14 protein-coding genes are annotated in these 15,038 nt (G+C 59.8%); 11 read left to right on the forward strand and 3 right to left on the reverse strand.

Annotated elements, in window-relative coordinates:
- Positions 1 to 157: 157 nt before the first annotated feature.
- Positions 158 to 817, reverse strand: a complete 660-nt coding sequence (locus tag ACOQFT_RS15420) for a TetR/AcrR family transcriptional regulator (protein WP_421598772.1) — start codon at positions 815 to 817, stop codon at positions 158 to 160.
- Positions 818 to 1,068: 251 nt separating this feature from the next.
- On the opposite strand from ACOQFT_RS15420, the gene ACOQFT_RS15425 reads away from it, so the two are divergent.
- The 8 genes from ACOQFT_RS15425 to ACOQFT_RS15460 all read left to right on the forward strand — a co-directional run bounded on the left by ACOQFT_RS15425 (position 1,069) and on the right by ACOQFT_RS15460 (position 10,446).
- Complete coding sequence (locus ACOQFT_RS15425; RefSeq protein ID WP_421598773.1) at positions 1,069 to 2,175, forward strand: sugar ABC transporter substrate-binding protein; 1,107 nt, start codon at positions 1,069 to 1,071, stop codon at positions 2,173 to 2,175.
- Positions 2,176 to 2,265: 90 nt separating this feature from the next.
- Positions 2,266 to 3,231: an ABC transporter permease gene (locus ACOQFT_RS15430; RefSeq protein WP_170448823.1), complete on the forward strand. Its 966-nt coding sequence runs from the start codon at positions 2,266 to 2,268 to the stop codon at positions 3,229 to 3,231.
- A 10-nt stretch (positions 3,232 to 3,241) separates the two neighbouring features.
- On the forward strand, positions 3,242 to 4,750 hold the full coding sequence (locus ACOQFT_RS15435) for a sugar ABC transporter ATP-binding protein (RefSeq protein ID WP_421598774.1): 1,509 nt from the start codon (positions 3,242 to 3,244) through the stop codon (positions 4,748 to 4,750).
- Between the two features lie 10 nt (positions 4,751 to 4,760).
- Positions 4,761 to 5,702 carry an ABC transporter permease gene (locus ACOQFT_RS15440; RefSeq protein WP_421598775.1) on the forward strand — a complete coding sequence of 314 codons (942 nt, stop codon included), beginning with the start codon at positions 4,761 to 4,763 and terminating at the stop codon, positions 5,700 to 5,702.
- Positions 5,699 to 6,736 carry a zinc-dependent alcohol dehydrogenase gene (locus ACOQFT_RS15445; protein WP_421598776.1) on the forward strand — a complete coding sequence of 346 codons (1,038 nt, stop codon included), beginning with the start codon at positions 5,699 to 5,701 and terminating at the stop codon, positions 6,734 to 6,736. The genes ACOQFT_RS15440 and ACOQFT_RS15445 overlap by 4 nt, the downstream gene beginning before the upstream one ends.
- A gap of 21 nt (positions 6,737 to 6,757) precedes the next feature.
- Positions 6,758 to 7,315: a hypothetical protein gene (locus ACOQFT_RS15450; protein ID WP_421598777.1), complete on the forward strand. Its 558-nt coding sequence runs from the start codon at positions 6,758 to 6,760 to the stop codon at positions 7,313 to 7,315.
- Positions 7,316 to 7,342: 27 nt separating this feature from the next.
- Positions 7,343 to 8,845, forward strand: coding sequence for an aldehyde dehydrogenase family protein (locus ACOQFT_RS15455; RefSeq protein WP_421598778.1), 1,503 nt, complete (start codon positions 7,343 to 7,345; stop codon positions 8,843 to 8,845).
- Positions 8,845 to 10,446: a GMC family oxidoreductase gene (locus ACOQFT_RS15460; protein WP_421598779.1), complete on the forward strand. Its 1,602-nt coding sequence runs from the start codon at positions 8,845 to 8,847 to the stop codon at positions 10,444 to 10,446. Before ACOQFT_RS15455 ends, ACOQFT_RS15460 begins: the two co-directional genes overlap by 1 nt.
- A 74-nt stretch (positions 10,447 to 10,520) precedes the next feature.
- On the opposite strand, the gene ACOQFT_RS15465 is transcribed toward ACOQFT_RS15460, so the two are convergent.
- A complete protein-coding gene (locus ACOQFT_RS15465; RefSeq protein WP_421598780.1) occupies positions 10,521 to 11,339 on the reverse strand; it encodes an aldo/keto reductase in 819 nt (272 codons plus the stop codon).
- A gap of 143 nt (positions 11,340 to 11,482) precedes the next feature.
- Here ACOQFT_RS15465 and ACOQFT_RS15470 point away from each other — a divergent pair, with 143 nt between their 5' ends.
- The 3 genes from ACOQFT_RS15470 to ACOQFT_RS15480 are packed head-to-tail and all read left to right on the forward strand — an operon-like array spanning position 11,483 to position 14,163.
- Positions 11,483 to 13,063, forward strand: a complete 1,581-nt coding sequence (locus ACOQFT_RS15470; protein ID WP_421598781.1) for an acyl CoA:acetate/3-ketoacid CoA transferase — start codon at positions 11,483 to 11,485, stop codon at positions 13,061 to 13,063.
- On the forward strand, positions 13,063 to 13,827 hold the full coding sequence (locus ACOQFT_RS15475; protein WP_421598782.1) for an enoyl-CoA hydratase/isomerase family protein: 765 nt from the start codon (positions 13,063 to 13,065) through the stop codon (positions 13,825 to 13,827). The genes ACOQFT_RS15470 and ACOQFT_RS15475 overlap by 1 nt, the downstream gene beginning before the upstream one ends.
- A 24-nt stretch (positions 13,828 to 13,851) precedes the next feature.
- Positions 13,852 to 14,163, forward strand: a complete 312-nt coding sequence (locus ACOQFT_RS15480; protein WP_421598783.1) for a Dabb family protein — start codon at positions 13,852 to 13,854, stop codon at positions 14,161 to 14,163.
- Between the two features lie 9 nt (positions 14,164 to 14,172).
- On the opposite strand, the gene ACOQFT_RS15485 is transcribed toward ACOQFT_RS15480, so the two are convergent.
- Positions 14,173 to 15,033, reverse strand: a complete 861-nt coding sequence (locus ACOQFT_RS15485) for a sugar phosphate isomerase/epimerase family protein (protein WP_421598784.1) — start codon at positions 15,031 to 15,033, stop codon at positions 14,173 to 14,175.
- Positions 15,034 to 15,038: the final 5 nt, after the last annotated feature.

Here is a 15,038-nt window from a genome sequence, read left to right on the forward strand (position 1 = left end):
TCGTCGCCCCCGCACTCGGCGTCGCAGCAGCCGCCGCAGGCCTCGCAGCCGCAGGCGGCGGCGGTTCCTCAAACAGCACAACCACAACCAGCACCGTCAGTACAAACTAAACCCATAAAAACAAATCATAAAAAACGCGCCGCAGATTGGGGCGCGCCTAATCCTTGCGGACGATCCGCAAGATGCTTTCGACGTTAAAGTCCAGACGCTCGTTCAGGGCCTGTTCTTCCATCATGTCGCGTTGAAACAGATAGGACCCGGTAAACCGGTTGGTCAGGTAGTAATAACCGATAGCCGCGATGGTGATATTGAGCTGGGTCGCATCAATGCCGGGGCGGAATTCACCGCTTTCCTCGCCGCGTCTGAGAATGTCTTCGACCATCTCGACCAGCCCGCGGGTCGATTCAGGCAGGCTGGACAGCGATTTGATGTGACGGGCACGGTGCAGGTTCTCGCTGTTGACCAGAGTAATGAACTCGGGGTTCTTCAGGTAGTATTTCCATGTGAATCGAACCAGAGATTCCAAGGCGTCCGAAGGCGACAGGGATTCAAGTTTCAACTTGCGTTCGGCGCTTCGAATGTCGAGGTAGGCGGCTTCCAGTACCGTTTGGAACAGCCCCTCTTTGCTGCCGAAATAATGGTATAACATGCGTTTGTTGGCGTTGGCACGTTCGGCGATTTCGTCGACCCGCGCGCCGCCCAATCCGTGTTTGGCAAATTCCTTCTTCGCGGCCTGCAGGATGCGCGCCTTGGTCGCTTCGGCATCTCTTTTCTTTTTGATTGTCGTCTTTTCGACCACAGCCACCTCCTTTGTCATGTAGCTGTCCCGGCGCAGCAAATCTGGTTAGAGCATTTCACACAAATGGCCGAGGTTCTTCAACTGTTCCGTGCCAGCGGCAAACTCAGACTTTTCCTATCCTAGTCTTAACGCTTGACACATCGTTTCGTAAAGAAGTAACTAGTTAGTGCATTAATGGCGTAGAGTGCCGCTGTGCGGGATCGTCGCCGGGGAGGGGTCGACACGCGAACGCCTTTGATCCCATGTGCTGATGGAAAAGGGAGGACGTCATGTCATTCATCAAGAAATACATCGAACAAGAGACGATAACTCGTCGTAACCTGCTGTTGGCATCTGCCTATGGCGTAGGTGGTGCAGCGATCTCTACCATGCTGGGTGGCATGGCGCGTGCGGCGATCACGGATCCGACCGTTGCCTGGTCGTACCGCAACCGGACGAACCCCTATTGGAATGAAATCGTTTCGGGTGGTGAGGCTTTTGTAGAAAGCCTCGGCAAGCCCAAGGATTTCCTGACCCACCTGATCAACGAAGGCTCGTCGGAAAAGTCGCTGGCCGACGTCAAGGCGCTGCTGTCCAAGACCAATGGCGAGCTGGCACTGGCCATCGACACCAATGACGCGCCCAACGCGCGTCCGGTTGTCGAATCCTGCGTGGAGGCGGGCGCATATGTGTCGACCCTGTGGAACAAGACTGACGACCTGCACCCCTGGGATTTCGGCGATCACTATGTCAGCCACATGAGCTGGTCCGACGAAGGCCCGGCGGAACAGACCGCGCGCATTCTGCTGGACGCCATAGGCGGCTCCGGCGGTGTTGTCCATCTGGGCGGTATCGCTTCGAACAATCCGGCCATCGAGCGCCTGGCCGGTCTGAAAACCGCATTGCTGGACTACCCTGACGCGGAACTGCTGGCTGCGGAACCTGCGGACTGGGATACGCAAAAGGCCAATCAGGTCATGAGCGCCTTCCTCACCCGGTATGGTGATGAGATCAAAGGTGTCCACTGCGCCAACGACACCATTGCTTACGGTGTGCTCGAAGCGCTGCGGGCCGAAGGGATCGAAGACATGCCGATTGTGTCCTATGACGGCAACCCGCAAGCGGTCGAATTGGTCGGCGAGGGCAAAATCCTGGCCACCGTCTTTACCAACCCCCATTGGGGTGGCGGCATCACGGCGGCACTGGCCTATTACGCGGCCACTGGCCACTTCAAGCCGTCGGAAGAGCCGAATGAACACCGCGAGTTCTATGGTCCGACCATCATGGTCCGCCCCGAAGATGCGCAGGCGTTCAAGGCGCAGTATCTGGACAGTGCTCCGGCCTATGACTGGAAGGATTTCTGGTCCACGTCGAACGGCCAAATTCAGTACAAATAACGGTGCCTGCAGGCCGGTCTCTGAACCGGCCTGCTCACTCGGGTCTGCGGTGAGCGCGACCCCGCCAATTCACTCAGTGGGAGGAAGCACGTGAGCAATGTGCTGACACGGGATGTGCTGATCAAATGGGCGCCCCTGATCGTCCTTTTGGTTCTGGTCCTGTTTTTCACAGCGATGGAGCCCCGTTTCTTTTCGCTGCGCAATTTTGCCCGCATCGGGATCTCGTCCGCGCCAGCGCTGATGGTGGCCATCGGTGTCACCTTCATCATCATCATGGGGTCGATTGACCTGTCGATGGAAGGCACCGTGTCGGTCTGTGCCGTGGTTTTTGCCTTTGCCTTTATCGGTTTGGGCGGAACGCTGGCGTCCTGGGCCTGGCTGGCCATTCCGTTGGCCTTGCTCGTGGGTGCGGCCATCGGGCTGGTGAACGGCCTTGTGCATGTCTTGCTGAAAATCCCCTCATTCATGGCTTCGCTGGCGATGGGCTTTGTGGGCACCGGATTTGCCCTGCTGCTGACCGGCGGTGACAGGATCAGGGTCGAGGATGACCTGTTCCGCTCCCTGCTGACCGAGCGTTGGTTCGGGTTCCCGATAATGTGCTATGTCGCGTTGCTGTTCCTGCTGATCGCCTGGTTCATCCAGTCGCGCACCACGCTGGGCCGCAACTTCTATGCGGTTGGCGGTGGTGAGGAACTGGCCCACGCTTCGGGTCTGAACGTCAACCGTGTGCGGATCATGGGGTTTGCGCTGGCCGGTGTCTTCTATGCCGTTGGTGCGCTGCTGGCGGTTGGCCGGATCGGGATTGCCGAAACTGCGACGGGTTCGAACTTTATGTTCGTCTCGATCACCTCGGTTGTGGTTGGCGGCACCGCGCTGTGGGGCGGGATCGGCGGTGTGTGGAACACGCTGATCGGGGTGCTGATCGTGAATGTCATCAACAACGGCATGGTTGTGATCGGGCTGCCCGGCTACGTGCAGGACGGTGTTCTGGGCGTGCTGGTCATCGCCGCGGTGGTTCTGTCGACCGACCGCAAATCCGTAACCTTCGTGAAATAGGGGCGGGCTGATGTACGAACTGATCAATGTCGACAAAAAATTCCCCGGCGTCCACGCGCTGAAATCCGTGGATTTCAAGATCGGACGGGGAGAGATCGTGGGCCTCGTTGGCGAAAACGGCGCGGGCAAGTCCACTCTGATGAAGGTGATCTATGGCGCCTACCAGCCTGATGGCGGCGACATCACCATCGACGGCACCAAGGTCCGGTTTCAGAACCCCCGTCAGGCGATGGATCACGGCATCGGCATGGTGTTTCAGGAACAATCCCTGATCACCAACCTGACCGTGATGGAGAACATCTTTCTGGGGTTCGAACAGCAATTCGTCAGCTATGGGGTGATCAACTGGAAAGCCATGGCCGAGGCCGCGCGCAAGCAGCTGGCCAAGGTCAAGCTGGATATCGATCCGGCCATGACCACCTCGAAACTGTCCTTTGCGCAGCGTCAGCTGGTGGAACTGGCCAAGGTATTGACGCTGGAGGAACGGATCGACGGTGATCTGGTGATCCTGCTGGATGAGCCGACCAGCGTGCTGGCCAAGGAAGAAGTCGAGCTGCTGTTCAGCCTCGTGCGCGAGCTGACCAACCGCGCGTCGTTTATCTTTGTCAGTCACCGCATGGACGAGGTTCTGGATCTGTCCGACCGCATCTATGTGATGAAGGATGGCGAGATTGTCGATGTCGTTGCCCATGACGACGCCGAGGTGGATGCCATCCAGCACAAAATGGTCGGGCGCGACGTCGACAAGGAATATTACCGCGAGCAGAAGCAGAAACCCTACCAGGCCGAGGCGCAGCCGCTGGTTGCCTTCAGCGACGTTTCCGTGGCTGGCAAATACGCGAAGATCTCATTCGAGCTGCGCCCCGGAGAGGTTCTGTGTCTGGTCGGTACTGAAGGGTCCGGGCGCGAGGCAATCCTGCGAACGATTTTCGGCCTGGAAACGCCCTCTGCCGGCAGTGTCGCGCTCAAGGGGCAAACCGTCGGCAAGTTCAACGCCCAGTCCGGAGTGGCGGGCGGCGTGGGGTACATCCCGCGCGAACGCAAGGTCGAAGGCATCGTGGCCGGGATGAATGTCTACGAGAACATGACGCTCAGCCAGATGGGGAACTATGCCAATTCGGGTGTGCTGCGTATTGGCGAGGAAAAATCGCTGGCCAAACAGTGGATCGACCGTTTGGCGATCAAGACACCGGATGTCTACAAGGATTGCGGCGGGCTGTCGGGCGGCAACCAGCAAAAGGTGGTGCTGGCCAAATGGCGCTCGGCCGGGTCCGACATCATCCTGCTGGATCACCCGACGCGCGGTCTGGATATCGGCGCCAAGGAAGACGTCTACGACATGGTGCGTGAGATGTCGGATGACGGCGTCGGCATCATCCTGGTCGCCGACACGCTGGAAGAGGCCATCGGCCTCAGCCACACGATCATCGTCCTGAAGGACGGGGTCGAACAGAAACGTTTCGATTGCAGCCCGGGGGACAAGCCGTCGCTTTATGACCTTGTCCACCACATGATCTGAGGCCTGATCCATGAGTTTTGAACGTATCAAACCCCATCTGCCCTGGATCACCCTGCTGGTGCTGGTGCTGGTCGTCGGCGCGGCGGATTCCAACTTTCTGCGGCCGGCAAACCTGATCTCGATGATGGCCGACATCGTGCCATTGTTCATCATGGCGCTGGGGATGACCTTTGCGATCTATATCGGCGGTATCGATCTGTCGGCGCAGTCCATCGCCAACATGACCACCGTGGTCGCGACCATTGCCCTGCCGACCTTTGGCATCGGTGCGGCGCTGTTGTGCATCCTGTCGGGCGTGGTGCTGGGCAGTATCTCGGGTTACGTGACGACGCGGCTTTTCGTGCCCTCCTTCATCTCGACGCTGGCGGTTGGCGGCATCGCCTTTTCCGCGGCGCAATACATGTCGGGCCAGCGCGCCCTGTTCATGGATGCCACCCTGCGGGATTCGAACTTTGGCTGGATGACCGGCTCGGTCGCCGGGCTGCCAAGCGAGATGATCATTGCCGCCGTTCTGGTTCTGGGCGCGTGGTTCCTGCAATCGCGGACAACCTTCGGGCGCGCGCTCAAGGCGGTTGGCGCAGGGGAACCCGCTGCTGTCGCCTCGGGGCTGAACGTCAATCGGATCAAGATCATGGCATTTGCGTTGTCCGGCGGGCTGGCGGCGATTGCGGGCTTGCTGTTCTCGGTTAAACTCTCCGGTGGTTCTCCCACACTGGCGAACGGGTTCCTGCTGCCTGCAATCGTCGCGGTTCTGGTCGGGGGTACCCCGCTGACCGGCGGTGTCGGCGGGGTCATCAACACGCTGATCGGTACGCTGATCGTGGCGGTGATCCGGTCCTCGATGCTGTATTTCGAGGTTGATGCGACCCAGCAGCAGATGGTGTTCGGCCTGATCCTGATAGCGGCGATTGCCCTGACCATCGACCGGACCAAGCTGAGGGTCGTGAAATGACCGGCACCATGAAAGCTGCCGTCCTCGTGAAACCCGGCCAGTTCGACGTGCGGGATGTTCCCCGCCCCGAACCCGGCCGGGACGAGGTTCTGGTGCGCATTTCACGGGTCGGCATCTGCGGCACGGATATCCACATTTTCAACGGCCACTATGCGGCGGAAAACCTGCCGATGATCCCGGGGCACGAATTCACCGGGACCATCGCCGAACTGGGCGAGGGCGTCTCGGGCCTGACAGTCGGTGCGCCGGTTGTTGTCGATATGAATATCGGCTGTGGCTCCTGCTACTGGTGCAGGCGAAACGAGATCTTGAACTGTCCCGAGATGCAGCAGATGGGGATCACCATGGATGGGGCCTTTGCCGAGTACATTTCGGTGCCCGCGCGGCTGGTGATCCCTACGCCACAGAACGTCCCGGTCGAAGTGCTCGCCCTGACCGAGCCTCTGGCCTGCGTTGTACGTTGTGCCCGCAAGGCCAATATCAGTTTTGGCCAGTCCGTCGTTGTTCTTGGGGCGGGTCCCATCGGCAACCTGCACGTTCAGCTGTTGCGCACCATTGGGGCGGCGCCGATCATCGTCGCGGACTTGTCCGAAGACCGGGTGCAATTGGCATTGGAGGCTGGCGCCGATGTGGGTGTCACCAACCCGTCAGCGCTGGAGGAAACCGTCTTGCGCCATACGGAAGGGCGCGGTGCGGATGTGGTGATCGAAAGCGTCGGGCTGCCCGCGCTTTACCAACAGGCTGCGCAGCTGATCCGCAAAGGCGGGCATATCGCAGCCTTTGGCCTGACCGGCGCGGGAGAGACTCTGCCCGTCGATATTCTGCAAACGATCCTGCAGGAAAACTCGATCAAAGGGTCGGTTGCAGGCATGGGGCAGGATATGCACGACGCCCTGACCCTGCTGACCCATGGCCGGATCAAAACCGACCGTTTCACCGGTGCCTCATACGCGCTGGATCACATTCAGCAGGCGTTTGACAGCATCACTGACAGACCCGGTGACCTGAAGACCCAGATTGTACTGACGCATTAGACAAAGCGGGAGGAAACACCAATGACTGTCGAAGTTTACACGTCCAAACCCGAAGGTATGATCCCCAACAGCCGCTTTCCGCTGTTGATCCATCGCGGGGCTGTTCCAGGTGGCGGGGTTGATGCGGTAAAGGCCCGGTTTCGTGAAAACGGCTGGGGCAATAACTGGGAATATCCCGGGGTGTATGAATATCCTCATTTCCACTCGACGTCGCATGAATGCCTGGGCTGCGCCCGCGGCTGGATGGAGTTCAACCTGTCGGTCGAGGGCTGGACCCGGGTCCGGATCGAGGCCGGTGACGTGATCGTCATGCCCGCCGGGGTCAGCCATGAGATGGTCGGCCATTCCGAGGATATCATGATGTGCGGCGGTTACGCCGGGGGCCGCGATTGGGACAACATTCAGGAAGCGTTCCTGACGCCCCAGCTGTTTCAGGCCGCCGTCAAGCGGATCATGATGCTGCCGATCCCCGACAAAGACCCCGCAACCGGGGACATTCTGCATCAATGGCATGATGCGCCGTCATCCGTAGATGGCGGCTGGAACGATTTCCGCGACGGGCTGGACGCTTCTGCCTAGCCTGCGCCCCAATTCGGAGCTTTTCTGATGGACCAAAACAGTCAGATACTGACACCGCCCTCTGAACCCCGCGAATTCGGGTACTTCATGGACGGCGATTGGGTGCCTGCCGGGGATCGTGACGTGTTCGAGCGGTCTTCGCCCGGACATGGCGTCCCCGTCACCCGCATTCCGCGCTGCACCGAAGAGGACCTGAACGCTGTGGTTGCCTCGGCCCGCACGGCCTTTGATGACCGCCGATGGTGCGGCCTGTCCGGTGCCGACCGCGCCGCGGTGCTGTTGAAGGCGGCCGAACTGATCCGCCAGCGTACGGATGAGATCGCCTATTGGGAAACGCTGGAAAACGGCAAGCCGATCTCTCAGGCGCGGGCCGAGGTGTCAGGTTGCGTTGGCATGTTCGAATTTGCCGCCGGTCTGGCACGGGCACTGCACGGGGACAGTTTCAACAACAGCGGCGATGGCGCCATGGGCATCGTCACCCGCGAGCCGGTCGGCGTTGTTGGCCTGATCACCCCGTGGAACTTCCCGTTCCTGATTCTGTGCGAACGCGTGCCTTATATCCTGGCCTCGGGCTGTACGATTGTCGCCAAACCCTCTGAGGTGACCAGTGCCACGACCCTGATGCTGGCGGAAATTCTGTCGGAGGCCGGGCTGCCGGATGGCGTGTTCAACGTGGTCACCGGGTCGGGCAGTGTGATCGGTCAGAAACTGGCCGAACATATGGATGTGGACATGCTGTCCTTCACCGGCTCAACCGCCGTGGGACGCTCGGTTGTCGCCGCCGCAGGTCAGAGCAATTTCAAGAAGCTAGGGCTGGAGCTGGGCGGCAAGAACCCGCAGATCGTCTTCGCCGATGCTGATCTGGAAGACGCCGCCGATGGTGTCGCCTTTGGCATCGCGTTCAACACCGGCCAGTGCTGCGTGTCCGGCGCGCGCCTGCTGGTCGAGCGTTCGGTTGCGGACAAGTTCGCCGAAATGGTCGCCGACAAGCTGCGCAAGGTGCGCGTGGGCGACCCATTGGACGAACGCACACAGGCCGGAGCCATCACCACCGATGCGCAGAACCGCACCATTCTGTCCTACATCGCCAAGGGTCAGGACGAGGGCGCGACCCTGCTGACCGGTGGCACCACTCCCGAAATCTCGGGCGGGCAGTATATTGATCCGGTCGTGTTCACGGACGTTACAAATGACATGGCAATTGCCCGGGAAGAGATTTTCGGACCTGTTCTGGCGGTCATCCCGTTTGACTCGATTGACGACGCAATCGCGATTGCCAACGATACCGAATACGGTTTGGCGGCCAGCGTCTGGACCAAGAATATCGACAAGGCGCTGACGATTTCCCGCCGTGTTCAGGCCGGGCGGTTCTGGGTGAATACAACTCTGGCCGGTGGGCCCGAGCTGCCGATCGGCGGGTTCAAAGCTTCGGGTTGGGGTCGTGAGGCCGGGATGCACGGGGTCGAGGAATACACGCAGATCAAGTCGATCCATGTCGAGATCGGCAAGCGGTCGCATTGGGTGGAGTGATGGCGGAAACCGGATATGACTATATCATCGTTGGTGGTGGATCGGCCGGATGTGTTCTGGCCAGCCGCCTGACCGAAGACAGCGCGGTCAGAGTGCTGCTGCTTGAGGCGGGCGGCAAGGACAGCCATCCGCTGATCCACATGCCGGTGGGTTTTGCCAAGATGACCGATGGCCCTCACACATGGGGCTTTACCACGGTGCCGCAGGTCAACGCCAACAACCGCGAGATTCCCTATGCGCAGGGCCGCGTGATCGGCGGCGGCAGTTCGATCAATGCCGAGGTGTTCACCCGCGGCAATCCCATCGATTACGACCGCTGGGCCAATGAGGAAGGCTGCGAGGGCTGGGCGTTCAAGGACATCCAGAAATACTTCGTCCGGTCCGAGCGCAACGCCATCCTGTCGGGTGAATGGCACGGAACCGAAGGGCCGCTGGGGGTTTCGAACCTTGACGCGCCGCAAAAGATGACGCGGGCTTTTGTGCGCTCGTGTCAGGAGGCAGGCATCCCTTACAACCCGGATTTCAATGGCCCGGTTCAGGAAGGTGCCGGGGTTTATCAGACGACCACGTGGAACGCCAAGCGCTGTTCAGCGGCGGTGGGGTATCTGAAACCGGCCCTGTCGCGCCCGAACCTGACCCTGGAAACCGGATGTCAGGTGCACCGCGTGGTGATCAAGGGCGGCCGGGCCACCGGTGTCGAATACGTTCAGGGCGGACAGATGCGCAGGGCGGGCGCTGATCAAGAGGTTCTGGTGACCTCGGGCGCGATCGGAACCCCCAAACTGATGCTGCTGTCCGGTGTTGGACCGGCGGCGCATCTGCGCGAGCATGGGATTGAGGTCCAACAAGACCTGCCGGGTGTGGGGGAAAACCTGAATGACCACTTTGGTATCGACATCGTAGCTGAATTGAACGGCCATCACAGTCTGGACAAGTACAACAAGCCACACTGGGCGGTCTGGGCCGGTATGCAATATTACCTGTTCGGTTCGGGTCCGGTGGCGTCGAATGTCGTCGAAGGGGGCGCGTTCTGGTATGCGGACAGCGCCCAGCCTGCTCCGGACCTGCAGTTCCACTTCCTGGCCGGTGCAGGGGCCGAGGCCGGGGTGCCGAGCGTACCGAAAGGCAGCTCTGGCATCACGTTGAACTCTTATACCGTGCGCCCCAAGGCTCGCGGAACGGTGCGGTTGCGGTCAAACCGGGTTGAGGACATGCCTCTGGTCGATCCCAACTTCCTCGGGCATCCGGATGATCTGAAGGTCTCGGTCGAAGGGGTCAAGCACAGCGTCGAGATCTTCCGGCAGAAAAGCCTGCAGAAATACATCCGCCAGATTCGTTTCCCCGATGACAGTGTGAAAACGCAGGCTGATTACGAGGCCTATGCACGGCAATACGGTCGGACCTCCTATCACCCGACCTGTACCTGCAAGATGGGCGTGGATGAAATGGCGGTGGTTGACCCGCAGATGCGTGTCCGTGGGATCGATGGGTTGCGGATTTGTGACAGCTCGGCCATGCCCAGCCTGATCGGATCAAACACCAACGCACCGACGATCATGATGGCAGAGAAGGCATCAGACATGATCCGGGGCAATCACTGAACCTCCCGGCTCTCAACGGCTCAGGGGTTTTCCCGGTAAAAAGGCGGTACCTTAAGTGGTACCGCCTTTTTCATTCAGTCCCACTTGGGTGCCCAGGGTACCAGGTCTTCACCAACGATCCGGTACTCGGTGTGGGTTTTGGCATCAATCCGGGCCATATCGCTGCTGGACAGGGTGAAATCCATAACATCGAAATTCGCGTCGATATTGGCGCGTTTGGTCGACATGGTGTTGATCGAAACGCCCTTTTGCAAAATCCATCGCAAAACGACCTGACCCGCTGTTTTGCCATAAGTCTTGCCGATCTCGTCAAAAATCGAGTGTTTGAAGACCTCGCCGCGTGCAACCGAGCAATAGGACGACAGGGGAATGCCGGTTTCCGCCGCCGCTGCCAGCAGAGTGTCCTGGTTGAGAAGCGGGTGGAATTCGACCTGATTGGTGACCAGCGGCGTATCGATGATCTTGACCGCGTCGCGCATCATCTGGGCGGTATAATTCGACACGCCGATATTCTTGGCCAGCCCCTTGGCATGGGCCTGTTCCAGCAGTTTCAGCGACGGGGCGATATCCTCACCTATCGGCGGCCAGTGCAACAACAGGACGTCGACGTAATCCAGCTGCAGCTTTTTCAGGCTTTCCTCGGCCGACGGAATGAATGCCTCTTCGGTGAAATTGTCGGGGTGAACCTTCGTGGTGACGCAAATCTCATCCCGGTCGAAACCAAGTTCGGCCAGGGCGTCGCCGGTTTCCTTTTCATTCTCATACATTTGCGCGGTATCGAACGAGCGATACCCGACCTCGGCTGCGATTTTCATCGCGTCTCGCAGTTCGTCCCCGGTCAGGGGAAATGTGCCGAAAGTGCGTTGATTGGTTTTTTGAAAGTAAATGTTCACGGTAGTCCTCCCGAAGCAATCCCTAAAGTAACTTAATGGTTACTTAGGTTCAGGTCAATTCCCGGGCCTGCGGATTCCTGTTGATTTTCGCGGTCCCTCGCGGCATAACGATATAACCAGTTAGTTACTTTAGTGGGGACCGCATGACCAAGCAGATGACGGCACGCGATGCAGCAAATCTTGTTCCTGACGGGGCGACCGTTGCGGTGAATTCGTCAAGCGGCCTGTGCTGTCCGGACGCGGTTCTCAGGGGTCTTGGTGAACGGTTTGACGACGAAGGTGCGCCGCGGGACCTGACGACAATTCACCCTATTGCCGCCGGTGATATGTTTGGCACCAAAGGGGTGGATCATATCGCCAAGCCAGGGCTTCTGACCCGGATCATCGGAGGATCGTACCCGTCTGGTCCCAGCAAGGCAGAACCCCCATTGGTGTGGCAGATGATCACCGCCGAACAGGTTCGCGCCTACAACGTGCCATCGGGAATTATCTTCGACATGCTGCGCGAAGCGGCGGCCAAGCGGCCGGGCGTTCTGACAAAGGTGGGCATGGATACTTTTGTAGATCCCGATATCGAGGGCTGTGCCATGAATGACGCAGCGCGCGCCGAGCCCATCGTCAAACGCATGGAGTTCGAGGGCGAGGATTGGCTGTATTTCAAGTCCATGGCCCCCAATGTCGCGATCATCCGCGCGACCACGGCCGACGAAAAAGGCAACCTGAGCTTTGAGCACGAAGGCGCCTATCTTGGTGCGATGGAAATGGCGCTGGCGGCGCGAAACAATGGCGGAGTGGTCATCGCACAGGCCAAGCGCGTTGCCGCAGCGGGCAGCATCCGTCCGCATGACGTGCATGTGCCGGGCATTCTGGTTGATGCCATCGTTGAGGCGCCGGACCAGTTGCAAACCACGGCCACCGAATACGACCCGGCGATTTCGGGTGAACTGACACGCCCGATCGAAAGCTTCCGTACGGCGGAATTCAATGTCGGTAAGGTGATCGCGCGCCGTGTGGCCATGGAACTGAAGGACGGCTGGGCGGTCAATATCGGCTTTGGCATCTCGGCCAATGTGCCTCGCATTCTGGTCGAGGAAGGGCTTCATGGTTCGGTCACATGGATGATCGAACAGGGGGCCGTGGGCGGCGTGCCGCTGTTGGACTTCAAGTTCGGTTGTTCCGCCAATGCCGAGGCTTTCGTACCCTCGCCACACCAGTTTTGCTATTTTCAGGCGGGCGGGTTTGATGCCTCGCTCTTGTCCTTCCTCGAAGTTGACAAGAACGGGTCGGTCAATGTCTCGCGCCTGTCGGCCATTCCGCACCGCACGGCGGGGGCGGGCGGTTTTGTCGATATCACGGCGCGAGCCCGCAAGATCGTGTTTTCGGGCAATTTCAACGCCGGGGCCAAGATGACGATTGAAAATGGGCAGGTGAAAATCCTGCAAGAGGGCAAGGTTGCCAAATTCGTGGATGAGGTCGACCAGATTTCCTTCTCGGGCAAGCGCGCAAAGGCGCAAGGGCAGGATGTAACCTATGTGACCGAGCGCTGCGTGATCAAGTTGACGGATCAAGGGTTGATGGTCACCGAAATTGCGCCCGGCCTGGACGTGCAGCGGGACGTTCTGGATCAGGCGGCAACGCCTTTGCTGGTGTCGGATGATCTGAAAACCATGGATCCGGCCCTGTTTGATCCGGTGCTTATGGGTCTGAACCTGTCTGCCGCGTGATGGACCATTTCCAGCTGGATATCGGCGACGGGATTGCCCGCCTGACGCTCAACCGGCCCGAGCGGCTGAACGCTCTGACCGAGCAGATGATGGATGATCTGATGGCGCTGTGCCGCCAGATCGAACATGCCGAGGATGCGCATGTGGTGATCCTGACCGGGGCCGGCAAAGCCTTTTGCGCCGGTGGAGACATTGATGCCTGGGCGGCCCGGTCGGCGGACGGCTTCGGGCGTCACTGGCTGCGCGATGGGCATCAGGCATTGGACGCGCTGGCTCGTCTGCGTCAGCCGGTGATCGCGGTTTTGAACGGCCACGTTCTGGGCGGCGGATTGGAGCTGGCGGCCTGCGCCGACTATCGCATTGCGGAATCGCATATCCGCATCGGGCAGCCGGAGCCCGCGCTCGGGATCATCCCCGGCTGGTCCGGGACACAGCGCACAGTGCGCCGTTTCGGCTCGCAACTGGTGCGGCGCATGGCGATCTTTGGCGAGGAGTTTTCAGCCGAAGCGGCGCTTGCGGCAGGGATCGTCGATCAGGTTGTTGAAAAAGGGCAGGGGATTGACGCTGCAACGGAACTGGCCGACCGGATGCGCCATCGCGGTCCGGTCGCGACCGAACTGGTGAAAATGCTGATCAATGCCGCCGAAGGCGAAGAGAGTGAGCGGGTGTTTGAATCGCTAGCGGGCTGGATTGCCGCTGCGCAGCCCGAGCTACAGGTCGGACTGGCTGCATTCAAAGACCGCAAAAAGGCAGATTTCTGGTAAATGTCTCTGGGAAGGAAGAATGAAATGATACGTCATCTGGTGCATCTGCGCTTTGAAAGCGATGTTTCCGAGGCTGAGAAGTCCTCGCTTTTCAAGGATCTGGAAGGTCTGAAAGGACATATCGACGGCATTCTCGATTTCCAGAGTCGCAGGAACGTGTCCGTCGAAACCGATCTTGTGCGCGATTTCAACGACATGTTCTGGTTCGATTTCCGCGATGTTGCGGTGCGCGATGCCTATCTTGTCGATCCGACCCATCAGGAGATCGGCGGCCGGATCGTTGCGAAGACCGTGGGCGGTGTGGATGGCGTGTTTGTTTGCGATATCGAGGTCTGATCGCGGGGCCTAACAACAGGTTCTGAAGCGATTCACGATCACGTCCCGAACCTCATTCGGGTCTCGTTTCCACCAGTTCCCGGCCGAGAAGATTTCAACCTCGCACAGGCCATCGTACCCCGCATCTTCAACGGCGGCGCGCAGCGCGTACAGATCGGCAACGCCGTCGCCCATCATGCCCCGGTCCAGCAGGATGTCCGAGGTGTCGGCCAGCCAGTCGCACAGGTGATAGCCGAGAATCCGACCCTTGGCCCGGGTTGCCAACGTATCGGCCAGGGTTGTGTCCCACCAGACGTGATAGACATCGATCGCGACACCCACATTGTCTGCGCCAACCACATCACAGACATTCAACGCATCTGCTGCGGTCATCAGGCAGGTACGATTGCCGGCGGTCGCTGGGTTCAGTGGCTCAAGGGCCAGTTTCACGCCGCGTTCAGCAGCGTATGGGGCCGCGCGCGCCACGCGGTCCGCAAGGATTTTCTGGCTTTCCAGAACGCCTTTGGTGCCCGGTTCCGGGCCGCCGGTCACGATGGTCAGAACCTCGGTTTCCAGCGCCGCGGCCTGATCGATGGACAGGTGAAAATCGTCCATGATTTTCTGATCCGATGGCAAGGCAAGTGGCCCGGTCAGGAACGGTGAGCGGCACAGGCCTACAACCTGCATCCCGGCGGCGCGGACACGCTGGCCGATCTGCGCCGCGCGCCCGTCCAGCTCGCGCCGCCAGAAGGTGATCCCGCCATATCCACGTGCCGCGCAGGCATCGATCACCTGCTCGGGGCTCCACCCCGCGCCATGGCCATCCAGATTGTGACCCAAGGTCGCCGTGTTCAGCGCCAACGCGGAATGGTCTTGCGAGAAATCGCGCATCGCTT

The organism is Ruegeria sp. MALMAid1280, from assembly GCF_049195285.1.
GTDB lineage: Bacteria > Pseudomonadota > Alphaproteobacteria > Rhodobacterales > Rhodobacteraceae > Ruegeria.